This is a genomic window from Nisaea sp. (genome assembly GCF_039990255.1).
Lineage (GTDB): Bacteria > Pseudomonadota > Alphaproteobacteria > Thalassobaculales > Thalassobaculaceae > Nisaea.
Genome location: NZ_JBDXGG010000004.1, coordinates 564,412 through 591,320 on the forward strand (window position 1 = coordinate 564,412; position 26,909 = coordinate 591,320).

Here is a 26,909-nt window from a genome sequence, read left to right on the forward strand (position 1 = left end):
GGGAATGATGGGAAGTTCGATGTCCTATGATGAGCAGAATATATTCGCCAGGATCCTGCGCGGCGAAATCCCCAACAAGACCGTCTATGAAGATGATCATGTTCTCGCCTTCGAGGATATCCAGCCCCAGGCGCCGGTCCATGTGCTGGTGATCCCTAAGGGCCCCTACAAGACCATGAATGAATTCTCCGAGCAGGCGAGCGATGCCGAAATCGTTGCCTGGGTCCGGGCGATTGGCAAAGTGGCGAAGATCATGGAGGCCCGCGAGGATGGATATCGTCTGATCGTCAATACGGGAGAGAATGGTGTACAGGAAGTTCCGCATCTCCATGTCCACCTGCTTGGCGGCCGCCGTATCGGCCGGATGTTGCAGAAGCAGGATTGACGCTGGGCAGGGTGGTGAGGGTTCAGGAGGTTATTCTCCCTCCACGATCCGCATTTTATCGCCCCAGAATGAGAAGAACCCGTCGAGCACTGCGGCAAAGTCTAGGCTGCGATAGGCCCAGGCGATTGCCTGTCCTTCCAGTGAGAAATAAGCCGCGTCCCCTTTCAAAGGGCAGTGCGTGACCTTGTCCAATTGTGTCAGCGGTACAGTCAGAGCTTCCCGCGGCAAATAGAGCCGCGGCTCATAGGCATGACGTCCGATCTCGATCACCCGAACCGCATCCATACTGTCCGCGACGAGACGATCGCCGAAAAAGATGCGAATTCTGCGTCCAGCGGGTTGTACCACCATGTAATGATGGGGGTTAGCGGGGTTTCGAATGGCTCCCTCGACCGGGGCAATAGTGTCGGGCAAATCATTCTCTGCCACATGTATTCTCCCTCTATGACCAAGACTGAAGATCTTGGGTGTGGTTATCCAATCTGCAAGGACACGGCTGTGCGGACCCGTGCCCGGTCGAATTGAAAATAAGCGTTTAGGAAGAGATAATTTAAGGATCAGCTTCTAACCTACACCATAGTGTGTTGATTTTATTGATTGATATGAGATCCAGGATTGATTAAAGTAAAACTCTAAATAGGAACCAATATATAGACAAAACAGTATCCATTTTTTCTATATGTTGATGTCTACCTGATCAGATGTTCGAATATTGGCGTGGAACTGCACAATGGTTGTCGATGAACTTCAGCAGGAGCTCGACAAAACCGTCTCCAAACACGAGGCGTTTTTGCGGCGCTATCCGGGTGGTGAAATTGCCGATCTAAGGCAGCGGGATCTGCGAGGCGTGCGTTTGCCGGGTGCGGATTTGCGTCAGGCTTTGCTCGCGGGTGCCAACCTGCAAAACAGCATCTTTGCCGGAGCCAATCTTTCCGACGCCCAGATGCTGACGGCGCGTCTCAGCAATTCTGATCTGTCCGGCAGCCGCCTTGTCGGTGCCAATCTGCGTGGCGCATCTCTCGCCGGTGCGAAGCTCATGGCAGCGGATATGACCAATGCCGATCTGCGGCCAATGAAGCTACGCGATGTGCATCACGCGATCGAGCAGGTTGCTGATCTTCAGAACAGTGATATGTCCGAAGCGAAGCTGATCCATACTGACCTCACCAATGCCAACCTTTCCGGTGCTGTTGCGGTCAACGCAAATTTCTCCGCCGCCAAGCTGGTTGGCGCAAATCTCCATCATGCCGACCTCAGCCGGACAGTTTTCAAGGATGCGGTGCTTCAGAACGCCAATCTTCAGGGCGCGAACCTGACTCAGGCGCAACTGCGCAACAGCGATCTTTCCGGTGCGGATCTGCGGTCCTGCAATTTTGACGGTGCGGATCTGACCGATGCGGATCTGACCGATTGCCGGATCGCTTCCGGCATGGAAAATCTGCCGGAGGACATTCGTAACCGGCTTATTGAACATTTCTACTGGGTTTCCTCCGGAGGGGTTAAAGGCACGCGTGGCGATTTCCGGGATACGGATCTTTCCGGCATGGACTTGAGCGGAACCGAGCTGAGTGCGGCGGAAATGTCCCGGGTCAAGCTAAACGGGACAAAGCTGAAAGGCGCGTCGCTTCGGCTCGCCAACCTGCAGAATGCCAACCTGACCCAAGCCGATCTCACCAGGGTCGATCTGCGTGGGACAAATCTGAAAGACGCGGACCTGAGCGGGGCAACCCTGGTTTCCGCACGGCTGTCCCGGATTTCGATCCTGAAACCGGGGACGCTTGAAGTCTTGCGTGAATGGCCGACGGATCTTCGTGGCGCCACGTTGGTTGGCGCCGACTTGCAGCGCGCCGATTTCTCCGGCGCTCTTGTTGAAGAGACCTGCTTCGATCATGCGGACGTGACCCATGCCAGCTTTACCGAAGTGGCGGTGCGATCCTGTTCGTTCCTTGATGTACGTGGCGGCGATCCGGCCATGCTGGAAGAGAGTTCCTAGGCTGCCGTATCAGCAACCTTCCTGAAAATCCGCCTGATCACTCCATGATCAACCGAGAGACACTCTCGGTGGGGCGGATATGGTTGCGCGGGTTCGGACAGTGGCGTTTCAGGGGGTCGATACCCTCGATATCGATGTCCAGGTGCATATGGGCAGCGGACTACCGGCCTTTTCCATCGTTGGGCTGCCTGCCAAGGCCGTGGACGAAAGCAAGGACAGGGTTCGGGCGGCGCTCAGCGCGCTTGGCCTTGCTCTGCCGCCCCAGCGCATCACAGTCAATCTCGCCCCGGCAGATGTGACGAAAGAAGGCAGTCATTACGACCTGCCGATAGCCGTCGGAATTTTGGTACAGATGGGCGTGCTTCCGGCGGAGGAAATCGCTGGCTATATGGTGCTCGGCGAGCTGGCCCTTGACGGGCAATTGACGGAAGTCTCGGGGATACTCCCCGCTGCGCTGGGAGCGGTTTCCCGTGGTGTCGGTATCATCTGTCCGGAGCAGGTTGGACCGGAAGCCGCCTGGGCTGGGGACCTGGATGTGTTGGCGCCACGGACACTGCTTTCCCTGATCAACCATTTCAAAGGCAGTCAGGTGTTGACCCCGCCCGAGCCGTCGGGGGCGGAGGAGCCAGGCCTGTTTCCTGACCTTGCGGATGTGAAAGGCCAGGAAAGCGCCAAACGGGCGCTCGAGATTGCTGCAGCAGGGGGCCATAACCTGCTGATGACCGGACCACCTGGTGCGGGTAAGTCGATGCTGGCTGCGCGGCTGCCGGGGCTCCTGCCGCCGCTCGACGCTCGGGAGGCTCTTGAGCTCAGCATGGTGCGCAGTGTCGCGGGCGATCTAAAAGGCGGCCGGATATCGCGCGCCCGGCCATATCGGGATCCGCACCATTCCAGCAGCACCCCTGCGCTTGTCGGTGGTGGATTACGTGCCCGGCCGGGAGAGGTTTCGCTCGCGCATTGCGGGGTCTTGTTTTTGGACGAGCTGGCGGAATTTCCGCGCACGGTGCTCGATTCACTGCGGCAATCGATCGAAACCGGGCAGGCGGCGGTCAGCCGGGCCAATCATCGCGTGACTTACCCGGCGCGTTTCCAGCTCATCGCGGCGATGAACCCCTGCCGGTGCGGATATCTTCCCGACCCGGCCCAGGCTTGCGGCCGGGCGCCAAAATGTGGACTAGACTATCAGGCGCGCCTTTCCGGCCCGCTGCTCGACAGGTTCGATCTGCGGATAGAGATCGAGCCGGTATCGGTTCAAGAGCTGGGCCAACCGCTTGATGCCGAGCGGTCGGTGGATGTGGCCGTCCGGGTGGCTGCGGCACGGGGGCTCCAGCGCCGCCGGTTCGAGGGTGCGGGGGAAGGGACCACAGGCCGGGTCAATGCGGATCTTGACGGAAAGCTGCTTGAGGAGCATGCCCGACCCGATCCGCCGGGTAAGGCGCTTATGGAGGAGGCAGCGTCTCGTCTTTCGCTCTCGGCACGTGGCTACCACCGTATATTGAGAGTAGCCAGGACCATCGCCGATCTGGAGCAGTCCGGGCCGGTTAGGCGGCACCATATTGCCGAAGCACTGGCCTATCGTGGCTTGGCGCTGAAACGAGCAGCCTAAAAGAATATATATTTACTCAAACGAACGAATAATATGATACTCAATCGCATCGATAATGATCGGTGTGATTGTTTATGTCTGCCCTACGCTCGTTGCATGCTCGGCTGTTGGCGCTTGCTCTGCTTCTTGCCTTGCAGCCTCTTTCAGCGGCCTCGGCGGCGCCGTTGGATCCCAACTGCTTCCAGCAATGCCCCATCACCGCGACGGACAACCGGGTGTTGACCAGGGTCAGCCATACGCTCTCCAACAACGCTGTAACGAAGTTCGCGGACTGGGTGGCCTACGAGGTTACTGCTGCGGATATCGGCAGATCCCAGCGCCGTGTCTGGCGTCCGGACCCTCTGTTGCCGGAAGACGATACCCTTGAGCCGGCGGACTTTAAGGGTGCACATAAGGCGCTGAAAACAGATCGGGGACATCAGGCACCGCTCGCCAGCTTCACGGGCGCGCCGGGTTGGGATGCCACGAACTATCTCTCGAACATCACGCCGCAGAAGAGCGCCCTCAATCAAGGGCCTTGGAAGAAGCTTGAGGCAGCGGTCCGGACACTTGCAAATTCAGGTGTGGGAGTGGTCCATGTGATTACGGGACCGCTTTATGAGCGCGAAATGCAGCCTCTTCCAAAAGCGGACGAACCGCACCGTCTGCCGAGTGGGTACTGGAAAATCATTTCCCTGCCTCTTGGAGGCGTGACCGCCGTAGCCGGGTTTGTTTTCGATCAGGAAACACCGCGAAAGGCTGATTTCTGCGACACAGCCTATGCCGTTTCAGTCCGTGAGATTGCTAGGCGATCAGGGCTGGATTTTGCGCCTGGGCTGGAAAGCGGTTCCGCAGCTCAGGTGCGGGTGCATCTCGGTTGCACGGCGGTCGCCTCGTCGTCCGAAGCGGCGCCGCGCAGTTGAGGGTTCAGCGTTTGGCCTCGATGGCGTCCCAGAGTTCGCTCTCGATGGAGCGGCCTTCGAAACGGCCGAGTTCCTGAAGGCCGGTCGGGGAGGTCACGTTGATTTCCGTCAGATAGTCGCCAATCACGTCGATGCCGACAAAGATTAGTCCCTTCTTGGCCAGGGTCGGGCCGATGATTTCGCAGATTTCCGCGTCGCGCTTTGTCAGGCCGATCTTTTCCGCCCGGCCGCCGACATGCATGTTGGAACGTGCCTCGCCAGCGGCCGGCACGCGGTTGATTGCGCCGACAGGCTTGCCGTCGATCAGGATTATGCGTTTGTCGCCCTGTCGCACTTCCGGCAGATAACGCTGGACGATCACCGGCTCGCGATACATCTCGGTGAACAGTTCCAGTAGGGAGTTCAGGTTCTCGTCGCCGGGCTTCAGATGAAACACGCCTGCCCCGCCATTGCCGAACAGGGGTTTTACGATGATGTCTTCATGCTCGGCCCGGAACGCCTGGATCTGTTCCCGGTCATGGGTGATCAGGGTTGGTGGCATGACATTGTCGAAATGCGTGACGAACAGCTTCTCCGGTGCATTCCGGACTTCCACCGGATCGTTCACTACCAGTGTTTTCGGGTGGATGTGTTCAAGAATGTGGGTCGCGGTGATGTAGGACATGTCGAAGGGCGGGTCCTGCCGCATCAGCACCACGTCCATCTCGGAGAGGTCGATCAGCTCCGGCGCGCCCAGCGTGAAGTGGTTGCCCGCTTCACGGCGTACGTCGAGCGCCCGGACCCGGGCCATCACCTTACGGTCCTGGAAGCTGAGGTCTTTCGGCTGGTAATGATACAGCGTGTGACCGCGCCGTTTGGCTTCCAGTGCCATGGCGAAACTGCTGTCGCCGTCAATGTCGATATGTTCGATGGGATCCATCTGGATGGCGACGCCGAGACCCATTGCTTCCTCCGTCAGGTAAGCGCTTTTAACGAGCCGCGACTATGTGGTGATCAGGCCTGCGGGATCAACCGGATTTCCGGCTCAGTTCAATTGACTTTCAAGAACTTGAAGAACGCGTGCTGCATCCATCCGCTCCGGCTCTCGAATACCTTCAAGGGAAAGGAAGTCGCGAAGGCAGCCTATGGCCGCCCGGCGCTCCCCCTTCCGGGCCAGTAGCAGGCCCTCTTCGCGCAGCAGGCTCGGGATAGCGGGTGCGAGCAGCCGCATGTCTCGGATGATCTGCAGCGCAGGCTCCAGCTGACCGTCTCGCAGCAGGCGCAGCTTTATGTTGTTTTGCAATCGTAATAAAATATCGAGATCTGTGACGTCGGTGTAATGGGCCTGGGTGAGTTCGGCGCTTGCCCCTTGAAAATGGGCGAGCAAATCGCGTAGCGCGCGTGCATCCAGGCTGACACCGCCATTGAACGGATCGACAATGGCACGTCCGCTATCCCATTGCAGTCGGATCAGAAAATGGTTGGGGAAGTTCAGACCGCAGGCCTCAAGCCCGAGCGCGCGCGCTGTCTCAATATAGAGGATTCCAAGTGAGACCGGCAGGCCTTTGCGCCTCTCGATCACCCGTATCAGGTTTGCGTTTTGCGGATCGTCGTAGGTTTTCTGGTCGCCCTCATAGCCGAACGCTCCAGCGATTGCCTGACGCAGGGCGGAACTTGGGTCATCGGCTGAAAATTCCACCGCCGTCTTGGCGATGGACGCCAGATGATCACGATATTGGTCCAGCGGCAAACCAGGGCAGTCAAGTGAGGCGAGCAATAGAGCCGCTTCTCCGAGATTGGCGTTCTTCAGACCACCTTCGCCGAAGCCGGCAAGGGTGGCGCGGGTGGATTCCGGGTCGGGTACCATGACTTACGAGGCGCCGCGGACACGCACATAACTGACGACATTGCGGACATAATTGAGATTGCGCGCATGATTGACGACACGCAGATGCTCCGCATTGTCCTGGGCGGTTCCAAAGATATAGACGGTGCCGTTGACCGTATCGATACTATAGTTGATCGATTGGATTGCGCCGTCGAACAGCAACTTTGCTTCAAGCTGTGTTTCGATCCAGGTGTCGCGGGCCTTGTCGATAATGTCCGAATTGTCGACGACTTGAATTTCGTTGATCACCTCCCGGACGCCATCTGCCTTCCACGCAAGCCGCGCGGCCTCGATTCGGTCGTCCGGCTTCTCCACCGAGCCGGTCAGCAGGACGCGTCCGCTTTCGACGGAAAGCCCGACCGCTGCAAACAGATCTACATTGCTCTGGAACAGATAGTGGTTGATCTCTGTATAGAGGGCGATGTCCTTGGCGGTTCCTTCAAGCCCCCGCTCGCTCTGACTGGCGGTCCCGGCGGCCGCACCGGCTCCTACCACAGCGCCGATCGGTGTACAGGCGCCAATGCCGAATGGAGCAAACAGAAGGAGCAAGGCAAATATGAGACGATGCGACATGAGAGCACTCTATCGGTTGGGGTCGACGGTCCAAGCATTTTGAATATGGCGAGGAATGCGCCAGTGTGCCACCGCGAAGAGGTCGAATCTAAGGCAATGGTTTGCGAGCCTGTTGTTTCCATGCTGGACCCAGAGGGCAGCGCGCTCGAGACGCCTCCGTTGTGACATCGAAACGGCATTGAGCGCGGCTTCCTCTGTTGGCCGTGCCTTTACCTCGACGACGGCCAGGACGTGACCCCGTTCAGCGAGAATGTCGATTTCTCCAACCTTCGTTCGTAATCGGCTCGCCAGTATTCTGTAGCCTTTCAGCCGCAGGATTAGACGGCAGAGCCATTCGGCCATGGCCCCGTAGCGGAATGCCCGGCGCCGGGCTTCCCGTTGATTGTTTCTCTGGCTGGGCCGCTTGCCGGGACTAGGGGAGGCGCCGGGCAGGCGGGACATCACCCGGTCTTGTCCTTTAACTGTACGGCCCGGTCATAGAGTGTCTTGCGGGGTAACCCGGTCTGCGCGGCGATTTCCTTTGCCGCATCCTTGACCTTCTGGCGGCTGAGAGCTTCCGTGAGCATGTTATCCAGTTCGGCGTCGCTGATTTCGTCGCGTTGTTCCGGAGGGCCGAAAAGCAGCACGGCTTCGCCCTTTGGCGGTTCGATTTCCGCATAATGGCGGGCGAGATCTTCAAGGCGGCCACGGGTCACATCCTCGAACCGCTTGGTCAGCTCCCGTGCCACCGCCATATCCCGGGGGCCGAGAATTTCGGCGGCGACAGCCAGGGATTCTGCCAACCGGCGCGGTGCCTCGAAGAAGATCAGCGTGGCACGCAGTCCGGATACCTCTTCCAGAATACGGCGGCGTTCGCCTTGCTTGGTCGGCAGGAAGCCGCCGAAGAAGAATCGGTCTGTTGGCAAGCCGGAGATGGATAGGGCAACGATTGGCGCTGCCGGTCCGGGCACAGACGTGACCGGTGTGCCCTGGGCGGCGGCTTCGCGGACCAGCTTGTAGCCTGGGTCGGAGATGGTCGGCGTCCCGGCATCGGTCACCAACGCGATGCTTTTACCACCGGCGAGCAGGCGCAGCAGCTCGGGGCGGCTGCGCTCCGCATTGTGATCCTGGTATGCGAGTACGCGGGCCTTAATGGCGAAACGCTGCAGCAAGCGTCCGGTGAGCCGTGTATCTTCGCAGGCGACAATATCGGCTGCCGCCAGTGTTTCTAGGGCCCGGCGCGAAACATCGCCGAGATTGCCGATTGGTGTGGCAACCAGAATTAGTCCTTCGACAGAACGCCCTGAGGCCTCTGAAACAAGCGCATTTTCAGGCTCTGACGCAGGGTTCGTATCAGTGGTCACAATGGTGCCATCTTGCAGCGGTTTACTCTCGTCGCCAGCTTGATTAGCCTTTGGCGCCGAAGAGCGGGAGGAGATCTGAGGTGTACGAGTCTTCATACCGTACCGGATGTGACTGGAGCGACAGTCGAGTTATGGGAGGAACCGGGCGGTTTCTCCAAGCCCTTTTCGCCATCGCGGGTAGGGCGGCCCGACTTTGTCTGCTTCTGGTTTGTGTCTCATTGACAGCTTGCCAGACGCCGAATCCCCTTGCGGGCTTCGGGCAGGAATCCAGCGCTGTGCCCGTGGCGACGGCTGAGCCGCAGCCGATCACCCCGCCATTGGACCGGACGCGCACAGGGGAAGAGACGCCGGGGGCTGACATGGGGCTTGTGGTACCCGAGACCGAGTTGTCGCTCGAGACTCCGACGGCACCAGTACAACTGGTCGAGCCTGATGGAACCACTGTCAGCATAGCCATGTTGTTGCCATTGAGCGGTGCCCGCGCTTCGGTTGGACAGATCATGCTCGATGCCGCGCAGATGGCGGTGTTTGACATTGCCGGTGATGATTTCAACCTCATGGTCTACGACACGCAAGGCACGCCGGAAGGCGCGGAGGATGCTGCCAGGCTTGCTGTTGCGGACGGGGCACGGATAGTGCTTGGGCCGCTCTATGGGCGTTCCGCTGCCGCGATCCGGCCGATTGTCGCGGCGGCCGGGATCAATGCTGTTGCGTTTTCCAATGACCGCACCGTTGCTGGAGCACCGGTGCACCTGATGGGTCTGATGCCGGAGCAGCAAATCGAACGGGTGATCCGTTATGCCGTTCAGCGCGGGTACCGTCGGATCGGTTTATTGCTGCCGCATGGCGGTTATGGCGATCTGGTGCTGGAAAGCGCCCGTGCCTCGGCTATCGCGTCCGGTGCCGAGATCACCCGGATTGCCTATTACGATGCGCTGGCCAGCGATTTCACCGAAACCGCTCGCTCGTTTGCGGAATATGACAGCCGACGGGAATCCCTGAAGATCCAGCAAGATGAGCTGGCAGGCCGGACAGACGAAATTTCCCGGCAGACCCTCGCCCGTCTGGAAGCGATGGAGACACTCGGCGATCCGCCCTATGACGCTGTCCTGATCCCTGAAGGCGGCAATGTGTTGCGCACGATCGCGCCTCTGCTCGCTTTCTACGATGTCGACACGCGGCGGGTGAAGCTGCTCGGCACGGCACAGTGGGAAGATCCCAGCCTTGGCACCGAGCCCAGTCTGGTCGGCGGGTGGTTCGCCGCTCCACCATCTCTCTACCGGGAGAATTTCGCGCTGCGCTATGAAGCTGCTTTCGGTAAGCGGCCTTCCGGGCTTGCCGCTCTCGCTTACGATTCAATCGCGTTGAGCGTCTCGCTGCAGCGTGGCGAAAATGGTGCGAACTTCGGTGGGGCAGCCTTGATGTCGAAGGGTGGTTTTGTCGCGCTCAACGGTCTGTTCCGTTTTGTCGAGGATGGCACCAATCAGCGCGGACTTACTGTTTTCGAGATCGGCGACAGAGCGCTTGATGTGGTTGATCCGGCGCCGGATCAGTTCACGGATCTGATTAACTAGGCGCCGGGCCTCAGGCTTAATCTCAGAGCCGCTCAGTCAGGGCGGCGATGACGGCGTTCAACCGCTGTCGCCCTTCAAGGGTCGCGGCGAGACGGGTGTGCGGCCGTTCTATGTAGCCAGCCGTTTCGAGGTCGGAGAGCAGGTCTGCACTGAACAGCGTTTGCAGATCGCATCCGGCCTCCTGTTCAAGTCGGTCTTTTTCTATGCCGCCCCGCAACCTGAGGCCCATCATCAGCATTTCGGTCAGTCGTCCGGTTCGGCCGACAGTCTCTTCCTCGGCAATGCCATGACCCTGCTTGCCGACCTTGTCGAGCCAAATGGCTGGCGCCCGCACTGTTTGAATTGCTTTCGTAATGACCGGATTGCCAGCTCCGGCGGTCCGTATCCGGGAATGGGCGCCGGGTCCGACGCCTGCATAGTCGTGATAGCGCCAATAGACCAGATTGTGTCGGGATTCATCCCCGCTGCGCGCATGGTTGGATATCTCGTAGGCCGGCATGCCTGCCAGTTCCAGCGCCTCCTGCGTTGCTTCGTAGAGCGCTGCCTGGGACTCGTCCTTTGGCAGTTTGATCTCACCCTTTGCATGGCGGGCGAAGAACGGGGTCTCTGGCTCTATGGTCAGCTGGTAGAGCGAAATGTGATCGACGGCGAGATCCAGCGCTTCTTTCAGCTCGGCGCGCCAGGCCGCCACCGTCTGTCCTGGCCGGGCATAGATCAGATCGAAGGACATGCGCTCGAAAGTATCCCGGGCGATACTGATCGCCGCCCGGGCTTCCGCCGCGTTATGAGTGCGGCCGAGGAATTTCAGGTCTGTATCGTTCAGTGCCTGGATACCGAGAGAGACCCGGTTTACACCGGCTTCACGGAAAGCGGTGAATTTGTCTGCCTCGACGGATGTCGGGTTTGCTTCCAGCGTAATCTCGACCTGGTTGGTCCATGGCCAGAGCCGGCGGATCTCGGAGATCACCGCATCCACCGTCTCGGGTTCCATCAGGGACGGCGTACCGCCGCCAAAAAAGATGCTGGAGACCGTGCGCTCCGGCGCCAGTGCTTTGAAATATCTCAGCTCTTTGGTCAGCGCCGTGCGCCAACGCGCATGATCCACTTTCGTGGAAACATGGCTGTTGAAGTCGCAATAGGGGCATTTCGAGAGGCAATAGGGCCAATGCACATAGACCCCGAACGGCTCCGCTGCTGCGGCGTTGATTCCGGCTCTATCCGGCATTGTCCCCGGCACCGCTTGCCGCTCGATCGAGGCCGACCTGTTGAAGCAGGTCTTTGAAGGCGATGGCCCGATGGCTGACGGAATGTTTCCAGGCTGCATCGACCTCACCAAAGGTCTGACTGTAACCCGAGGGAACGAACATCGGATCGTAGCCGAAGCCATTATCTCCGCGCGGTGGCCAGACCAGATCACCATGAACCCGGCCTTCGACCGATTCTGTATGACCGTCCGGCCAGCAAATGGTCAGGGCGCAGACAAAGGCAGCGGAGCGGTCACTGTTTCCGCTGTCTGCCTGCTTCTGCAATTCGTCTTCGACCTTTTGCATGGCCATGGCGAAGTCTTTCTCAGGTCCGGCCCAGCGGGCGGAATAGATGCCGGGATCGCCATCGAGCGCTGTAACACTCATTCCGGAATCATCTGCCAGCGCGGGCAGGCCGGAGCCTTCGGCTGCGGCCCGCGCCTTCAGTTCAGCATTCGCGATATAGGTGGAGCCGGTTTCTTCCGGTTCCGGCAGGCCAAGCTCTCCAGCCGACACCACCTCGATCCCGAGCGGGCCAATCAAGGCGCGGATCTCCCGGAGCTTGCCCTGGTTGTGACTGGCAATAACCAGTTTCGTCTCGGAGAAGGTGCGGCCCATGGATCAGCTCCCGATTGCGGCTTTCTGCAGGTCGACCAGCTCGCCGATTCCCTTCCGCGCGAGACGCAGCATATCGGTGAAAGCGCTGTCCTCGAATGGCTCGGCCTCGGCGGTAGCCTGGATTTCGACGATGCCGGCTGTGCCGGTCAGCACAAAGTTCGCGTCGGCTTCCGCATTGGAGTCTTCCGGGTAATCGAGATCCAGTACCGGCGTGCCTTGATAGATACCACAGGAGACGGCCGCGACATGATCGGTCAGTGGGATGTCTTTAAGGGCGCCGAGCTTTACCAGCTTTTGCATCGCAAGATGCAGGGCGACGAATGAGCCGGTGATTGCAGCTGTGCGGGTTCCTCCGTCGGCCTGCAGAACGTCGCAATCGACTTTGATCTGGCGTTCGCCCAAGGCCTTTAGATCGGTCACAGCACGCAGTGAGCGTCCGATCAGGCGCTGGATTTCCTGGGTCCGGCCGCTCTGTTTGCCGCGCGCCGCTTCCCTGTCGGTCCGTGTATGGGTTGAACGGGGCAGCATACCGTATTCGGCGGTTACCCAGCCGGAGCCGGAATTGCGCAGGAACGGAGGAACCCGATCATCGATTGAGGCTGCGCAGAGCACGTGCGTGTCGCCGAATTTGACGAGGCAGGATCCCTCGGCATATTTGGCGAAGCCCGGCTCAAGCGAGACCGCGCGCATATGGTCGGCGCTGCGCCCGGAGGGGCGTTTGGCTGTTACGGTCATGACAATACTCCTATTTTCCGGCCATTACGTGGCCCAGGCGGCGCCGGTCGGCACCTGCCATTGAATGTGTCTGTTTGGAAAGCGCGCGCAACCTACTATCGGGTCCGGGATGCGTCCATGACTTTGCGTGACTACGGACGCGGGTCCGGGAAAGAGGAGCTATCCATTCTGCCGCATTGACGGGCCGCGGGGGGCTGCCTAGGTTTTGCTCATGGAACATATGTCAGGCATCGGCGCACTCAACGCCCGTTCGCGGGAAATTCTGCAGCACATTGTCGATACATATGTCGAGACCGGTGAGCCGATAGGCTCGCGTACGATTTCCCGGCGTATTGGCGACATGCTGTCCCCGGCCACCATTCGCAACGTGATGGCGGACCTTGAGGAAGCGGGCCTGCTCTACGCACCGCACACGTCCGCTGGGCGCTTGCCGACCGACCGTGGCCTCCGCATCGTGGTCGACGGGCTGCTCGAGATTGGCGGCGATCTGAGCGAGGACGAGCGCGGGACGATCGACTCCATGCTCGGGGCCACCGGGCGCGGCTATGACGAAGTGCTGGAGGAAGCAACCAGCGCGCTTGCCGGCCTCTCGGCCTGTGCCGGCCTGGTGATTTCCCCGAAGTCTGATCCGTCTCTGCGTCATATCGAATTCGTTCCGCTGACAGCTGGCCGTGCGCTGGTGGTGCTGGTGAACGAGCTTGGCCTGGTCGAAAACCGGGTCATTGAGCTGCCGCCGGAAGTCTCGACGTCGGTTCTGGTCCAGGCAACGAATTTTCTGAACACCCGGTTCCACGGCGCCTCCATCGATCAGGCGCTCAGGGACATCAAGGCGGAGATGGATCAACGCCGAAGCGAGCTGGACGAGCTGACGGCGCGGGTGGTCGAGAACGGTCTCGCCCTGCTCGCAGGCGGTGGGCCGGATAGCGGGTCGCTGATCGTGCGAGGCCAGTCCAAGCTGCTTGACGATGTGAATGCGGTCGAGGATCTGGAGCGGATCCGGCTTTTGTTTGACCAGCTTGAGCAGAAGCAGGGCATGTTACGGTTGTTGCAGGCGACCGGGGATGCCGACGGCGTGCAGATTTTCATCGGTGCCGAAAACCAGCTGTTCGATCATACCGGCTGCTCGATGATCCTTTCACCTTACCGGGATACGAAGAAACGAGTGGTCGGCGCCATTGGTGTGATCGGTCCGACCAGAATGAATTATGCCCGGATCATTCCGATGGTCGATTATACTGCCCGGCTTATCGGTCGTGTCATCGGTTGATTGCGACGCCAAGCCGGGGTAAAGCAGGCGATGCAGGCTCGGAATGATTGATTTCCCGTTCCAGCCGCCCACATTTGGGCCTGACTTTCAGGATCTACAGACGAGAAAGAGCCGGGATTATGGCCGAAGACGACAAGAAGACAGAGCAGCACGCCAATCAGGACGCGGAGCCGCTGGTCAATCCGGATGACGGCATCATTGACATGGACGCCCTGACAGGCGGTGAAGCGTCACAGGAAGCGAGTGCGGAATCCGATGAGGATAGTGAGGCCCACCAGCTGAAAGACCAGCTGATGCGGACTCTCGCCGAACTCGAAAACACGCGTAAGCGTGCAGAGCGTGACATTGCTCATGCGCGCAAGTTCGCGATTACGGATTTCGCGCGTGATCTTCTCAGTGCTTCCGACAATCTCCGCCGTGCCGTTGAATCGGCGCCGGAAGACCGGGATGAGCTGGATATTACGCTGAAGAATCTGGTGATCGGTGTCGAGATGACCGAAAAGGAAATGCTCGGCGCGTTCGAGAAGCATGGCATCCGCAAGATCGACCCGATGGGTGAGAAGTTCGACTACAACCTGCATCAGGCGATGTTCGAGGTTCCGGATGCGAACAGCGAGCCGGGCACCGTCGTCCAGGTGATGCAGCCGGGTTACGTGCTGCAGGACCGCTTGCTGCGCGCGGCCATGGTCGGAGTCTCTAAAAACCCCGATGCTCAAAAGGAAACAGTCGACACAACCGTCTGATTTCAGAACTGAGGCCTAGTCTGTCTTCGCCGGGAGCAAAGTCTCTCCGAGGGGGTCATGGCGCTTCAGGGCGTCCTTTGCCCGCTGCCGGTTTCCAACCGCATAGCAATAGACGCAGCCGTGCGGGCAACTGTCATAGCCTCCGATATCACGGGATTCCGCACAGAGGCAGCCCGGCCGGTTGCCTTTCTGGCGGGATTTGAATGGCTTTCCGGCGACATCCGCCAGACGTTCCGCATCTATGCATTTAGCTGGTTCTAGGGCATCGGTGAGCAAGTCTGGCTGGGAGCATAGTGTTGTTGTCATGCCGGCATCAGCAGCAAGGGCGGCAAGATCACTCAGCAATGCGGTTTTCTCGTCCTTCGCCGGATCCCGCCATGTGAAGCCAGCGCGTCCGGCGCTGTCATCCGTGTTCCGGCGGGTCTTGCGATAGATATGCGCGGCCGAGAGCGTGACCTCATCGACAGAGCCGCGCAGTGTGGCGGCCAGCGTTGCAAAATTCTCGCGATGAAAACGCGCAGGCGTGAGACTTGACCAGAAAACCGGATCGTAGCGCCAGACAACGGCGCGCGGACCGAAGCGGCCCGCCAGCGCAATGATATCGTCGAGCGCGGCTGATGCTGGCGGAACGCTGGTTTCAAGCGCGGTGGGGTATCCTGTCACGGTGTACTGCACCACGAATGGCACACCGTCTCCGGCGAGTTGGTCAAAAACTCTTCGGGCGGGCCGGGCATTCCGGGTCCAGAACACGAACCCGTCGACATCCTGTGCCCTGAGAGAAATCTGCGACGGTTTGCCGCTATAGGGATTGGGCACGACTGCATATCCGGCATCGAGCCGGACACGCAGCCAGTCACTGTAAAAGGCGGGTATATCGGTCCGGTAGCTTGCTGAAATGATCATCCGGGCGTCGATTCTTGAAAAATGACGGGTTTCATCCACATTCTGATGCGAAATCCTATTTCACTTGGTTGCAGCGCGGCCAGACCCCGCCTATATAGCGGGTTGCCTAAACACACCAATCGGGAACGGATGTGGCGCTTTCATAAGGCCGCTGGCGTTTGCTGAAGGATGAGGAAAACATGAGCAAAGTAATCGGTATCGACCTCGGGACCACGAACTCTTGTATCGCGTTCATGGACGGTAAGGACGCGAAAGTCATTGAAAACGCCGAAGGCGCACGCACAACGCCGTCGATGGTTGCCTTCGCCGAAAGCGGCGAACGGCTCGTCGGCCAGGCTGCGAAGCGACAGGCAGTGACGAACCCGGAAAACACCCTTTTCGCAATCAAGCGTCTGATTGGACGCCGGTTCGACGACAAGGCATCCAAACGCTTCAACGATCTCGTTCCCTATGAGGTCGTCGCTGGCGAGAACGGCGATGCCTGGGTTGAGGCGCGCGGAGAGAAGTACAGCCCCAGCCAGGCTTCCAGCTTCACCCTTCGCAAGCTGAAGGAGGACGCTGAGGCGTATCTCGGCGATACGGTCGATCAGGCCGTGATCACGGTTCCTGCCTACTTCAATGACGCACAGCGTCAGGCAACCAAGGATGCCGGCAAGATCGCGGGCCTCGAAGTCCTGCGTATCATCAACGAGCCGACGGCAGCCGCGCTGGCCTATGGCCTCGACAAGAAGAACACCGGCATCATCGCGGTCTATGACCTTGGTGGCGGTACCTTCGACGTTTCCATTCTGGAAATTGGCGATGGCGTGTTCGAAGTGAAGTCGACCAATGGTGACACTTTCCTCGGCGGTGAAGACTTTGACCAGCGGGTCATCGATTACCTTGCCGACGAGTTTAAGAAAGAGAACGGCATTGACCTGCGCCAGGACAAACTCGCGCTGCAGCGTCTGAAAGAGGCCGGCGAAAAAGCCAAGATCGAGCTCTCCAGCTCGATGCAGACGGAAATCAACCTGCCTTTCGTTACCGCAGATCAGAGTGGGCCGAAGCACCTGAACATCAAGCTGACACGGGCAAAGCTCGAAGCGCTTGTGGATGATCTGGTGCAGCGCACGGTCGACCCGTGCAAGGCGGCTCTCAAGGATGCGGGTGTCAGTGCTGGCGAGATCGACGAAGTGATCCTGGTCGGCGGTATGACCCGCATGCCGAAGATCGCGGAGACGGTGAAGAGCTTCTTCGGACGTGAGCCGCATCGCGGCGTGAACCCGGACGAAGTCGTGGCGCTCGGCGCGGCAATCCAGGCTGGCGTGCTGAAGGGCGACGTCAAGGACGTCCTGCTGCTCGACGTGACCCCGCTGTCGCTCGGCATCGAGACCTTGGGCGGCGTCTTCACCCGTCTGATCGATCGCAACACGACGATCCCGACGAAGAAGAGCCAGACCTTCTCTACTGCGGAAGATAACCAGACCGCGGTCACCATTCGGGTGTTCCAGGGCGAGCGCGAGATGGCGGCGGACAACAAGGTCCTCGGCCAGTTCGACCTGGTCGGTATCCCGGGCGCTCCGCGCGGTGTGCCGCAGATCGAGGTCACGTTTGACATCGACGCCAACGGCATCGTCAACGTGTCCGCAAAGGACAAGGCAACCGGCAAGGAGCAGCAGATCCGTATCCAGGCTTCCGGTGGTCTGTCCGACGACGATATCGAACGGATGGTGCAGGAAGCGGAAGCCAATTCCGAAAGCGACAAGGCCCGGCGTGAAAGCGTTGAGGTTAAGAACCAGGCCGACAGCGCACTCCACGGAACGGAGAAGATGCTCGCCGATCATGGCGACAAGATCTCCGAGGAAGACCGCCGCGAGATCGACGAGCACATGACCGCCCTGAAAACAGCCATGGAAGGCGATGATGCTGCTGACATCAAAGCTAAGATGGATGCGCTTCAGCAGGCGTCGATGAAGCTCGGCGAGGCGATGTACAAGGCCTCGCAGGAAGCCGGACCCGATGCAGCTGCCGCAGATGGCGACGCCGGTGACAGCGCCGGTGGCGATGACGGTTCAGCGGCGAGCGACGATGTCGTCGACGCGGATTTCGAAGAAGTCGACGATCAGAACCGCGACAACAAGTCCGCCTGATCCCAACGGTCCGGGCGGAGGCGCCGATGAAAAACCGGCATCCTTCGCCCGTTTCCGACCAGGAACGGCAGACGGCAGATAGTATCTCCGGGCTGCCGATACCGTTGCGGGGACGATGACGCGCTATGGCAAAAAGAGACTATTACGAAGTTCTGGGGGTCGAACGCGGCGCTTCGGATGCGGAAATGAAATCCGTTTACCGCAAGCTGGCGATGCAGTACCACCCGGATAGAAATCCCGATAACCCTGAAGCCGAAGCCAAGTTCAAGGAATTGAACGAGGCCTATGACGTCCTGAAGGACGAGCAGAAGCGTGCAGCTTATGACCGCTTCGGGCACGATGCCTTTGAGGGCGGCGGCGTGGGTGGTGGCGGTGGCGCCGGGTTCGGTGGCTTTGCAGATATCTTTGACGAGATGTTTGGTGATTTCATGGGCGGCCGTCGCGGTGGCGGCGGCCGGCGTGGTTCTGATCTGCGCTATAATATGGCCATCAGCCTTGAAGAGGCTTTCAAGGGCAAGCAGACCGAGATCCACATACCAAGCTCCGTACAGTGCGATGAGTGCAACGGTTCCGGTGCGGAAAAAGGCAGTGAGCCTGTCACCTGCACGACCTGCCACGGTCATGGCAAGGTGAGGGCCCAGCAGGGCTTCTTCACTATCGAGCGGACCTGCCCACATTGCGGCGGCAGCGGTACGCGGATCGAAAAACCGTGTAAGAAATGCGGCGGCAATGGCCGGGTCCAGAAGGAAAAGACCCTCTCGGTCAATATTCCGGCAGGAGTCGAGGACGGCACACGCATTCGTTTGAGTGGAGAGGGCGAAGCTGGCCAGCGCGGCACTGCGCCAGGCGACCTCTACCTGTTCCTCGCAATCGCCGATCACCCAATTTTTCAGCGCGAGGGAGCGGATATCTACTGTCGCGTTCCTTTGCCGATGACCACAGCCGCGCTTGGTGGCCAGATCGAGGTTCCGACGATTGAAGGCGGGCGTGCCCGCATTACTGTCGGAGCCGGAACCCAAAGCGGCAAACAGTTCAGGCTGAAGGGCAAAGGCATGTCGGTGCTTCGCAGCCCGGCCCGGGGTGATCAGTATGTCGAAGTGATTGTCGAAACCCCGGTTAATCTCGATAAGCGCCAGAAGGAGCTTCTTGAGGAGTTTGCGGCCGGGCAGAACGAGAAGACCAGTCCGCAATCAGCCGGCTTCTTTGATCGCGTCAAGGAGCTCTGGGACGATCTCAGGGACTGACTTTGCCTTCACAATAGAACTTCGAGCGATAGAGCGCCGGCCCACTGGGCCGGCGTTTTTCGTATGACCGCTCCCTGAAACGATAGTCTGCCGTATTCTGGACGTTGATAAAGGCGGCGAGGCTCTCGGCTGTTCGAGTCGTCGCGTTCATGGCGGGCGGGCGGGCCGGGCAGCCTGTCTTCACCAATGAACGGGCTCCGCAGTCCGTGACGGGCCGATCAATATGTCGGTGTGATTGTCGATACCCGAGTCAATCTCGGTAAGCGCCAGCCGGAAATGTGAGAGGGCTGTGCTCCGGGCGGAGCGAGAAGACCACCCTGCCAATCTGCTAGTTACTTTGCCTGGTTTGCGGAGCTCTGGAGCGATCTCAGGGACTGACTTTACTGCTATGAGCTTACTTCGAGCGCTTGAATGCCGATCCATTGAGCCAGCATTTTTCGTAGGACTGCTTTCCAAAATGGTAGTTTGCCATACTATGAAAAAGCAAGGGATGTCTTCGGTATTCCCGGTATTATTTCGCTCTAACTATCTGTTATTTCGAGATTCTATGTCGATCGCTGTTGCGATAGCACGACCCTCATGGCGAAGGAACTCCAGCCCTGCACGACGCACCGCCAATGCGTAGCGCACTGTGAATCGCTCGGTATTAGTCATGGATCGAAGGGGTAAGGCCAGAAGTGCCCGGATCTCCTGGTTCAGGGCACCGGCCCTCTCCTCGATGAGCCGTGCGGTCTCTTCCGGACCGGCACTCTCGGAGAAATAGATCGCGGCCAGAAAATCTGACCGGAGACGCTCATCCGCCCCTGCCTCCTGCACCACTTGACGTAATATAGTACGCCCAAGGTCGGTGATTGCGAAAGTGCGACTGTCGAGAGAGCCATTTCCCGTCCCGGTCTCTGCAATGGCTCCGCGCGCCTTCAACTTGCTTAGCGCGGGGTACAGACTACCTGTGCTGACTGATTGGAAGTGGGCAAAATCGCTGTTGATCCGGCGACGGATCTGATAGCCGTTCGCAGGGCTCTTCGACAAAGCGCCAAGGATAATATCGCTGATTTGAAACATATTTTCACTTCGATATATCATTATGAATTCCGAAAAGCGAGCGTTGTGTTGCGCCGCGCCTGACGGGAGAACAAGCGGGCTCGACAGGTGCGGGAAAGCAGGCTACGACCATCTGGAGCAGTGCTAGTCTATTAAGGAGAGCGTCGATGGGCATGACAAAGATTGGAATCATGGGGGTCGCTGGCTTTATGGGCCGGATGATTGCCAAACAGGTCCATGAGCACCCAAAAGCAGTGATCTCGGGCGGTACTGTTCTCCAGGGTAGTGCTGAAGAGGGCATTGAAATTGCAACGCTTTGTCAGTTGCACGGCGAAGCGGTTAAAACTGTCTCGGACCCACGTTCAGTTATCTCTGCATCAGATGTCGTGATCGATTTCACGCTTCCAGAGGTAACAGTCGCGCATGCCCGGATCGCGGCAGAATGCGGCACGGCATTCGTTGCGGGCACAACGGGCCTGACGCCGGATCTGGAAGCGGATCTTGCTGAGGCGGCTAAAACCATCCCGCTGGTCTATGCGCCGAACATGAGCCTTGGTGTGAACCTGTTGTTCGACTTGGTGAAGAAGGTCGCGGCTGCTCTGGATGATGATTACGATATCGAAATAATTGAGATGCATCATAAGCGGAAGATTGATGCCCCATCGGGGACGGCACTCGGCCTCGGAAAGGCCGCCGCGGCCGGTCGCGGCGTGTCGCTTGACGAGAAAGGAGTGCTGTCACGAGAAGGGATCACAGGCGCGCGCGAACAGGGCCAGATCGGCTTTGCGACCCTGCGTGGCGGTGATGTGGTTGGTGATCATACGGTAATCTTCGCCGGCCCGAACGAGCGGATCGAGCTTACGCACAAGGCTGCGAGCCGGGATATTTTTGCGGCGGGTGCCGTGCGCGCGGGTATCTGGGCCGCCGGACGGAAGCCTGGTTTCTATTCCATGACGGATGTGCTCGAAATCTGACGCGAGGTCGCGTCAGGCGGACCGTACTTTCGTCAGGGCATCGTTGAGATTGTCTGCTAAATCCTGCTTCTCGGGCGGGGAGAGAAAAGCGCCTATCTCGAAGGCCTTCCCATGGCTGCGCAAAATCAGCCGGTCCGGCCCCGTGCGCTCTTCCTCAACACGGACATTCAACCAATATGGCTGAAGCTGTTTCTGCATAACCTGGCGCCCCCGCACGAAACGCTCGATGGTCAGCTCGGAGCGGGTGAGCCGAACAATTTCATAGCGTCTCGCGTCGCGGTAACTCAGTCGGAAAGCTGTATAGATCAGCACAACGTCGAGCCCGAAGAATCCGACGACGGGCCAGGCACCTGCTATCCAGAACACAGTGCCGAGGGCAATGCTGCAACAGGAGATGGCTGTCATCAGAATAAGAAAACCGGTTGGTGACAGGCTCCGGTGCGGATAGAGAACCGCATCGAAGAGTGCGCCGTCAGGCGCAGAACCATCCCTGTTCTCAAGTCTGCTCACTGCCGGTCGTCCGGACTGTTGCGTCATGATTCATCAAGGCCCTAACCTGTGATTGCCGCAGGATAAAGGCAACCTGAAAACAGGGCGAGTCCGGAAGCAATCTCCGGTAATAAGCGCCCGATATTAAGCGAGAGAGTGCGGGAAATGGTAAAACGGATGACGAATGCGGCGGTTGACGCCTTTTTCCAGCGCCTGAGCGATCGCGAGCCGGAGCCGAAAGGTGAGCTCAATTACGTCAATCCCTATACCTTGCTGGTTGCTGTTGTGCTCTCTGCGCAGGCCACCGATGTCGGAGTCAACAAGGCGACGGGACCGCTATTTGTGGTCGCGGATACGCCGGAGAAGATGGTCGCGCTGGGCCTTGAGAAGGTGCGCGACTACATCAAGACCATCGGTCTGTTCAATTCAAAGGCCAAGAATGTCATCGCGCTTTCGGAAATCCTGATCCGGGAGCATGCCAGCATCGTGCCGCAGGATCGGGAGATGCTCGAGAAATTGCCAGGTGTTGGCCGGAAAACCGCAAATGTCGTGCTCAACATGGCGTTCGGTCATCCGACCATTGCTGTCGATACCCATCTTTTCCGCGTTTCCAACCGCACCGGGATGGCGGCCGGCAAGACACCGCTTGCTGTGGAGCTGGCGCTGGAAAAACGCATTCCCGCGAAATGGATGCTCCATGCACATCACTGGCTGATCCTGCATGGGCGTTATATCTGCAAGGCGCGCAAGCCGGTCTGCCCGGTTTGTCCCGTCTCGGACTTGTGTAATTTCAAGGATAAGACGCTGGAGCCTGCCTGAGCCGGCTCAACTTTGTGCCGCGCGCGAGACCCCGCGCTGCAGCAGGTTGACGAAGCATTCGTCCCGGACAATCTCAGCGTCGCGCCTTGGTCGGAACTCGTAATAAGTGACGGCAAGATCGCGTCCGTGTTCATAGAGGAACAGATCCAGGACACAGGCGTCCGTGCGGTATTGCCAGACCACCGCGGACATGTCGCGACGGACGAAGGCGGGCTTGCCGAGGATGCTGGAAAGGTCGTGCTGCCCGAGGTCCAGAAGCCTTTTCGGGTCCCGCTCTTCATCGCTGAAAGCAGGCGCGCGCTTGCTCTCCGGCTCTGGCAGGCTGGCGACCGAAGCGGGGTCTTCAGCCTCAGTCCGTTGTGTGACGGTGGCGGCGGTTTTCTCGAGAGAAATCGCTTGCTGGACGCGCCCGGTGCTTGCCGTTTTCTGGACGGTTTCGCCGCAACTCGCCAGGCTGACTACAACCAGAAGAAGGATAAGAGAACGCACCTGCTTTAACCTGCTTATTCCGGCGTCTTCACAGGCTCGTCTTTGAAAATGGATATATCGCCGTCGATCTGGCCGCCGAGTTCGACTTCGAGCTGACCGAACCGTACAGACCCGGTTACCCTACCGGTGCTGCGTATCTGCAGGACGTCCCGTACCACGAGGGTGCCTTCAAAGCGGCCTCCGATGATGGCTTCGTCTATGACCACCTTGCCCTTGAAATGGCCGGATTCGGTGACTTCGAGCTGGCGGCTGTTTTCCAATGTCGCATCGACGGTGCCTTCGACGACGAGGCTGTCGCAGGCCGTGATCTCACCTGTCAGCGAGATCTCGGGGCCGACTGTGAGCTTCTTGCTTTCGCTGCGCGGTGCGGCGCCTCGGCGGTTCGGTGCGCCCGGAAGATCGAGAGTCCGGCGTGGGATCTCTGGCACAAATCCCGATGAGGAAGGCTTGCTCGGTTGCATTCTGGACTCCTCGCCCGGTTTCCTGGCTGTGACTTCATCGGAGACAGGCGCCGCCGGGTCCAAGCGCGCCTCCGAGGGAGATTTCCCATCCTGGGGTCCGGAAACCTTCTGTTCGTCTGTCGCGCCGGTGCCGAATGACGGGCTCGTGCGCTCGGTGGTGTCCGTGCCAGATTTTTTACGCCGAAACATCAGATCGTCAACTCATATAATTGCAGAAGAGACCTTGGCCATCGAGCTTAATACTCAATGACTTATTATCATTTCTTCATGTCATTCCGCAAGCGCTCGAAACGATGCAGCATAAAAGCCGTCGCAATGACCGGTCCGGCGAAGTTCAGAATGGGTATGGTCATGACCGCGGCGATGAAAACGCCACTGACGAAAACCGACCCAGCCTTACGTTTCCGAAGTTCCCTCGTTTCTGCGGGAGTCAGCCGCCTAATGGCGACCATTTCGAAGAACTCCCGACCCAGAAGGTACCCGTTCGCGCCGTAGAAAACGACTAGATTAAGACCGGGGACCAGCAGATAGATGGGCAGAAGCAGAAGGTTAACGAGTACGGTAACTCCCAGAAATTTAAGGCTTTCCAGAACGGTCTCGATGAATGGCTGAGGCCGTGCGGGACCGAGTGCCGGATAATGCTTTCCTTCCACTGCCTTACAGACTGAATCCAGAAACAAGCCGGAGATTATGTTGGCAGCGCCGGGGAAAAAGAGAAAGCCGAGGACCACGACGATCAGACTTGCAACCCAGGCCGCAGCTTCATCCAGCCAGCCGCCGAAAATTGTAAACCAGTCGAGAACATACCAAACCGTGGCACCAAGCAGGAAGATCGCCACGATCGAGCCGATGACACTGAGGATAATCGGATTGCGGAGCTTGGGGTCCGTCAACTGACCGAGTGTGGCGGTCACGGATGAAAACATGGCGAACTCTTCTTCTTCCAGGTGCGGTCACCGGATCAGATGGGACCGACGGCGGTGCGTCCCAATACTTTTTGAGGGCCGCATCGCTGTTTGAGGCAAAGAGCATAGGATTTCTGCATGCGCAAGACCGGTTGCGCAGTTCAGCGAGAGCAGACTTTCCTTGCTGTCCCTGCTCCAGTACCTTGTCGCCGCATTCAGCGGGCATCCGGTCCGCCATTTTTTTCGTTCTGTTTCCGGGAGCCTGGTCCGCATGGTAGCCAAACCCATTGATGTCACCTGTATCGGTAACGCGATCGTCGACGTTTTTTCTCAAGCCACTGACGATTTTCTGACCGAAAACGGCATTGAGAAAGGCGCGATGAACCTGATCGACGCGGAGCGTGCCGAACTGCTCTACAGCAAGATGGGCCCTGGCATGGAAATGTCCGGAGGCTCCGCCGGCAACACGGCGGCCGGGATCGCCTCTCTCGGCAGCAAGGCAGGCTATATCGGCAAGGTGCAGGACGACGTTCTTGGAAAGGTCTTCCGGCACGACATCACGGCGGTTGGCGTGCGCTTCGAGACGGCGCCGACCATGGATGGTCCGCCGACGGCCCGGTCCCTGATCATGGTGACGGTGGACGCCCAGCGCAGCATGAACACTTTCCTTGGCGCTTGCGTGCAGCTTGGCCCGGAAGATGTAGACCCGGACCTGATCTCTGACAGCCGGGTAGTTTATCTCGAAGGTTATCTGTTCGATCCGCCGGAAGCCAAGAAGGCTTTCGTCAAGGCCGCCCGGACGGCGCATGAGACCGGTGGCAAGGTTTCGCTCACCCTCTCCGATCCGTTCTGCGTCGATCGCCATCGGGATGCCTTCCTCGAGTTGGTCGATCACCATGTCGATATCCTGTTTGCCAACGAGGACGAGCTTAAGTCGCTTTATCAGACGACTGATTTCGATGAGGCGCTGCAGAAAGTTCGCGAGAATTGCGAGACGGCCGCTATCACGCGGGGCGCAAAAGGTTCTGTCGTTCTGCACAAATCGGAAGTCCATGTGATCGACGCTGAGCCGGTGGACACGGTGGTGGACACGACCGGCGCGGGCGATCTTTTCGCCGCAGGTTTCCTGCATGCCTATTGCCAAGGTATGGAGCCAGCTGACTGGGGACGAGCAGGCGGTGTTGCCGCGGCCGAGATCATCTCGCACTATGGCGCCCGGCCTGAAGCCAATCTGAAAGATCTTCTGGCAGCACGCCTTGGCTGAGACTTTGTCCCGCACCCGGGGCTGGTTTATGGAGACGGCGGCGCTTTATCTGAGGCGCCGCGTCCTGGTGGTTCTGCTTCTAGGGTTTTCCAGCGGATTGCCGCTGCTTTTGTCCTTCTCCACGCTCAGCGCCTGGATGCGTGAATCCGGTGTGGATCTGACCACTATCGGCCTGTTCGCATTGGTCGGGACGCCCTATACGCTGAAATTCATCTGGGCGCCGGTGATGGACAGTCTGAAGGTGCCGATCCTCGGCCACCTGTTCGGCCGCCGCCGTGGCTGGCTGATCTTCACTCAGCTCTGCCTTATGCTGTCGATCATTCTGCTTGGCGGCACTGACCCGCTGGCCAGTCCCGCACTAATGGCGACGATGGCAGTTGCGGTGACCTTTTTCTCCGCCAGCCAGGACATTGTTGTCGACGCTTACCGGATCGAGACGCTTCCAGAGGAAGAACAGGGGGCGGGAGCGGCAGCTTATACATTCGGATACCGTATCGGCGTCCTCGCCGCCGGGGCCGGCGCGCTGTTCTTGGCGGACGCAGTCGGCTGGTTCATTGCCTATATTGCCATGGCCGGCCTTATGCTTGTCGGGCTCTTGACTGTTCTTGCGAGTCCGGAGCCTGAAGCCAGCGTGGTTGCCGATGCCGAAATGGACCACGAGAAACAATCAGCTCTCGATTGGGCTCGTCGGGCCATTATCGCCCCTTTCTCGGAATTTCTGCTTCGGCGCGGAGCATTGCTAATCCTTGCCTTTATCCTGTTCTACAAGCTTGGGGATGCATTCCTCGGCACGCTCACCAATCCGTTTTATATCGATCTCGGTTTCACGAAGACGGAGATTGCACAGGTTACCAAGGTTTTTGGTCTTGTCGCTCTGCTGGCGGGATTGTTCGCAGGCGGTGCTCTGGTAAAGCATATGGGGCTCCTGAGAGCGCTGCTGGTCTGCGGCGTTCTGCAGGCTCTATCGAACCTGGTGTTCGTCGGGCAGGCCGTTGCGGGGCACGATCTCTGGATGCTGACGGCCACGATTGGAGTCGAGAACTTCACAGGCGGGATGGGAACGGCGGCCTTTGTTGCCTATCTCTCAAGCCTTACGAACATCGCTTTCACGGCGACGCAGTTCGCCTTGCTCTCGTCCTTCATGGCCTTCGGGCGCACGATCCTCAGCTCCGGCGGCGGCTGGGTGACAGATAACATTGGCTGGATCGGATTCTTCCTTGCATCGACGGCGATTGCCGTGCCCGGTTTGATCCTGCTGCTGGTGCTGATGCGGATGTTTCCGCCGGGGCCTGTGTCCGGCGGAAAGCAGGCAAACTAGTTACCGGCAGGGCCGGCGACCGG

Annotated in this window: 28 protein-coding genes; 13 read left to right on the plus strand and 15 right to left on the minus strand. The window is 59.1% G+C overall.

The window, feature by feature from the left end; all coding sequences use genetic code 11:
• Positions 1 to 19 precede the first annotated feature (19 nt).
• The gene (locus ABJ076_RS03410; RefSeq protein WP_348186322.1) at positions 20 to 385 is read left to right on the plus strand and encodes a histidine triad nucleotide-binding protein; all 366 of its coding nucleotides are present in this window, start codon (positions 20 to 22) and stop codon (positions 383 to 385) included.
• A 30-nt stretch (positions 386 to 415) separates the two neighbouring features.
• Here the strand turns inward: ABJ076_RS03410 and ABJ076_RS03415 are convergent, their stop codons facing one another.
• A complete protein-coding gene (locus tag ABJ076_RS03415) occupies positions 416 to 814 on the minus strand; it encodes a DUF427 domain-containing protein (RefSeq protein ID WP_348186320.1) in 399 nt (132 codons plus the stop codon).
• Positions 815 to 1,115: 301 nt separating this feature from the next.
• Between ABJ076_RS03415 and ABJ076_RS03420 the strand changes: the two genes are divergently transcribed.
• The 3 genes from ABJ076_RS03420 (at position 1,116) to ABJ076_RS03430 (ending at position 4,886) form a co-directional block, all read left to right on the plus strand.
• Complete coding sequence (locus ABJ076_RS03420; RefSeq protein ID WP_348186318.1) at positions 1,116 to 2,378, plus strand: pentapeptide repeat-containing protein; 1,263 nt, start codon at positions 1,116 to 1,118, stop codon at positions 2,376 to 2,378.
• Between the two features lie 79 nt (positions 2,379 to 2,457).
• Positions 2,458 to 3,984: a YifB family Mg chelatase-like AAA ATPase gene (locus ABJ076_RS03425; RefSeq protein WP_348186316.1), complete on the plus strand. Its 1,527-nt coding sequence runs from the start codon at positions 2,458 to 2,460 to the stop codon at positions 3,982 to 3,984.
• Between the two features lie 74 nt (positions 3,985 to 4,058).
• The gene (locus ABJ076_RS03430) at positions 4,059 to 4,886 is read left to right on the plus strand and encodes a DNA/RNA non-specific endonuclease (protein ID WP_348186314.1); all 828 of its coding nucleotides are present in this window, start codon (positions 4,059 to 4,061) and stop codon (positions 4,884 to 4,886) included.
• 4 nt (positions 4,887 to 4,890) lie between these two features.
• Here ABJ076_RS03430 and gshB read toward each other — a convergent pair whose 3' ends face one another.
• The 5 genes from gshB to rsmI form a co-directional block, all read right to left on the minus strand.
• A complete protein-coding gene (gene gshB / locus ABJ076_RS03435) occupies positions 4,891 to 5,829 on the minus strand; it encodes a glutathione synthase (RefSeq protein WP_348186312.1) in 939 nt (312 codons plus the stop codon).
• An 81-nt stretch (positions 5,830 to 5,910) separates the two neighbouring features.
• A complete protein-coding gene (locus ABJ076_RS03440; protein WP_348186310.1) occupies positions 5,911 to 6,732 on the minus strand; it encodes a transglutaminase-like domain-containing protein in 822 nt (273 codons plus the stop codon).
• Between the two features lie 3 nt (positions 6,733 to 6,735).
• Entirely contained in the window at positions 6,736 to 7,326 is a 591-nt protein-coding gene (locus ABJ076_RS03445; RefSeq protein WP_348186308.1) for a BON domain-containing protein, read from the minus strand.
• Positions 7,327 to 7,335: 9 nt separating this feature from the next.
• On the minus strand, positions 7,336 to 7,767 hold the full coding sequence (locus ABJ076_RS03450; protein ID WP_348186306.1) for a YraN family protein: 432 nt from the start codon (positions 7,765 to 7,767) through the stop codon (positions 7,336 to 7,338).
• Complete coding sequence (gene rsmI / locus ABJ076_RS03455) at positions 7,767 to 8,765, minus strand: 16S rRNA (cytidine(1402)-2'-O)-methyltransferase (protein ID WP_348202585.1); 999 nt, start codon at positions 8,763 to 8,765, stop codon at positions 7,767 to 7,769. The genes ABJ076_RS03450 and rsmI overlap by 1 nt, the downstream gene beginning before the upstream one ends.
• Before the next feature lie 179 nt (positions 8,766 to 8,944).
• Here rsmI and ABJ076_RS03460 point away from each other — a divergent pair, with 179 nt between their 5' ends.
• Positions 8,945 to 10,243, plus strand: coding sequence for a penicillin-binding protein activator (locus tag ABJ076_RS03460; RefSeq protein ID WP_348186302.1), 1,299 nt, complete (start codon positions 8,945 to 8,947; stop codon positions 10,241 to 10,243).
• Between the two features lie 22 nt (positions 10,244 to 10,265).
• Here ABJ076_RS03460 and hemW read toward each other — a convergent pair whose 3' ends face one another.
• The 3 genes from hemW to rph are packed head-to-tail and all read right to left on the minus strand — an operon-like array spanning position 10,266 to position 12,840.
• Positions 10,266 to 11,468, minus strand: coding sequence for a radical SAM family heme chaperone HemW (gene hemW / locus ABJ076_RS03465; RefSeq protein WP_348186300.1), 1,203 nt, complete (start codon positions 11,466 to 11,468; stop codon positions 10,266 to 10,268).
• A complete protein-coding gene (rdgB, locus tag ABJ076_RS03470) occupies positions 11,458 to 12,105 on the minus strand; it encodes an RdgB/HAM1 family non-canonical purine NTP pyrophosphatase (protein WP_348186298.1) in 648 nt (215 codons plus the stop codon). Before rdgB ends, hemW begins: the two co-directional genes overlap by 11 nt.
• A 3-nt stretch (positions 12,106 to 12,108) precedes the next feature.
• A complete protein-coding gene (gene rph, locus ABJ076_RS03475; protein WP_348186296.1) occupies positions 12,109 to 12,840 on the minus strand; it encodes a ribonuclease PH in 732 nt (243 codons plus the stop codon).
• 220 nt (positions 12,841 to 13,060) lie between these two features.
• Here rph and hrcA point away from each other — a divergent pair, with 220 nt between their 5' ends.
• Positions 13,061 to 14,107: a heat-inducible transcriptional repressor HrcA gene (gene hrcA, locus ABJ076_RS03480; protein WP_348186980.1), complete on the plus strand. Its 1,047-nt coding sequence runs from the start codon at positions 13,061 to 13,063 to the stop codon at positions 14,105 to 14,107.
• Between the two features lie 119 nt (positions 14,108 to 14,226).
• Positions 14,227 to 14,850 (plus strand): nucleotide exchange factor GrpE, encoded by a 624-nt coding sequence (gene grpE / locus ABJ076_RS03485; protein WP_348186294.1) that lies wholly within the window; start codon positions 14,227 to 14,229, stop codon positions 14,848 to 14,850.
• Positions 14,851 to 14,865: 15 nt separating this feature from the next.
• Here grpE and ABJ076_RS03490 read toward each other — a convergent pair whose 3' ends face one another.
• Positions 14,866 to 15,753: a DUF1848 domain-containing protein gene (locus ABJ076_RS03490; RefSeq protein WP_348186292.1), complete on the minus strand. Its 888-nt coding sequence runs from the start codon at positions 15,751 to 15,753 to the stop codon at positions 14,866 to 14,868.
• Positions 15,754 to 15,932: 179 nt separating this feature from the next.
• Between ABJ076_RS03490 and dnaK the strand changes: the two genes are divergently transcribed.
• The gene (dnaK, locus tag ABJ076_RS03495) at positions 15,933 to 17,882 is read left to right on the plus strand and encodes a molecular chaperone DnaK (protein ID WP_348198754.1); all 1,950 of its coding nucleotides are present in this window, start codon (positions 15,933 to 15,935) and stop codon (positions 17,880 to 17,882) included.
• Between the two features lie 125 nt (positions 17,883 to 18,007).
• Positions 18,008 to 19,126, plus strand: a complete 1,119-nt coding sequence (dnaJ, locus tag ABJ076_RS03500) for a molecular chaperone DnaJ (protein ID WP_348186289.1) — start codon at positions 18,008 to 18,010, stop codon at positions 19,124 to 19,126.
• A gap of 525 nt (positions 19,127 to 19,651) precedes the next feature.
• Here the strand turns inward: dnaJ and ABJ076_RS03505 are convergent.
• A complete protein-coding gene (locus ABJ076_RS03505; RefSeq protein ID WP_348186287.1) occupies positions 19,652 to 20,188 on the minus strand; it encodes a PadR family transcriptional regulator in 537 nt (178 codons plus the stop codon).
• Positions 20,189 to 20,340: 152 nt separating this feature from the next.
• Between ABJ076_RS03505 and dapB the strand changes: the two genes are divergently transcribed.
• The gene (gene dapB, locus ABJ076_RS03510) at positions 20,341 to 21,141 is read left to right on the plus strand and encodes a 4-hydroxy-tetrahydrodipicolinate reductase (RefSeq protein ID WP_348186285.1); all 801 of its coding nucleotides are present in this window, start codon (positions 20,341 to 20,343) and stop codon (positions 21,139 to 21,141) included.
• Positions 21,142 to 21,153: 12 nt separating this feature from the next.
• On the opposite strand, the gene ABJ076_RS03515 is transcribed toward dapB, so the two are convergent.
• Entirely contained in the window at positions 21,154 to 21,651 is a 498-nt protein-coding gene (locus tag ABJ076_RS03515; protein WP_348186283.1) for a DUF2244 domain-containing protein, read from the minus strand.
• 156 nt (positions 21,652 to 21,807) lie between these two features.
• Between ABJ076_RS03515 and nth the strand changes: the two genes are divergently transcribed.
• Positions 21,808 to 22,449, plus strand: coding sequence for an endonuclease III (nth, locus tag ABJ076_RS03520; RefSeq protein ID WP_348186978.1), 642 nt, complete (start codon positions 21,808 to 21,810; stop codon positions 22,447 to 22,449).
• A 6-nt stretch (positions 22,450 to 22,455) separates the two neighbouring features.
• Here nth and ABJ076_RS03525 read toward each other — a convergent pair whose 3' ends face one another.
• The 3 genes from ABJ076_RS03525 to ABJ076_RS03535 all read right to left on the minus strand — a co-directional run bounded on the left by ABJ076_RS03525 (position 22,456) and on the right by ABJ076_RS03535 (position 24,325).
• Positions 22,456 to 22,938: a hypothetical protein gene (locus tag ABJ076_RS03525; RefSeq protein ID WP_348186281.1), complete on the minus strand. Its 483-nt coding sequence runs from the start codon at positions 22,936 to 22,938 to the stop codon at positions 22,456 to 22,458.
• Between the two features lie 14 nt (positions 22,939 to 22,952).
• A complete protein-coding gene (locus ABJ076_RS03530) occupies positions 22,953 to 23,399 on the minus strand; it encodes a polymer-forming cytoskeletal protein (RefSeq protein ID WP_348186279.1) in 447 nt (148 codons plus the stop codon).
• A 257-nt stretch (positions 23,400 to 23,656) separates the two neighbouring features.
• The gene (locus ABJ076_RS03535) at positions 23,657 to 24,325 is read right to left on the minus strand and encodes an EI24 domain-containing protein (protein ID WP_348186277.1); all 669 of its coding nucleotides are present in this window, start codon (positions 24,323 to 24,325) and stop codon (positions 23,657 to 23,659) included.
• Positions 24,326 to 24,575: 250 nt separating this feature from the next.
• Between ABJ076_RS03535 and ABJ076_RS03540 the strand changes: the two genes are divergently transcribed.
• Together ABJ076_RS03540 and ABJ076_RS03545 are read left to right on the plus strand one after the other, a co-directional pair.
• Positions 24,576 to 25,568, plus strand: a complete 993-nt coding sequence (locus tag ABJ076_RS03540; protein ID WP_348186275.1) for an adenosine kinase — start codon at positions 24,576 to 24,578, stop codon at positions 25,566 to 25,568.
• Entirely contained in the window at positions 25,561 to 26,886 is a 1,326-nt protein-coding gene (locus tag ABJ076_RS03545) for an AmpG family muropeptide MFS transporter (protein WP_348186273.1), read from the plus strand. Before ABJ076_RS03540 ends, ABJ076_RS03545 begins: the two co-directional genes overlap by 8 nt.
• Positions 26,887 to 26,909: the final 23 nt, after the last annotated feature.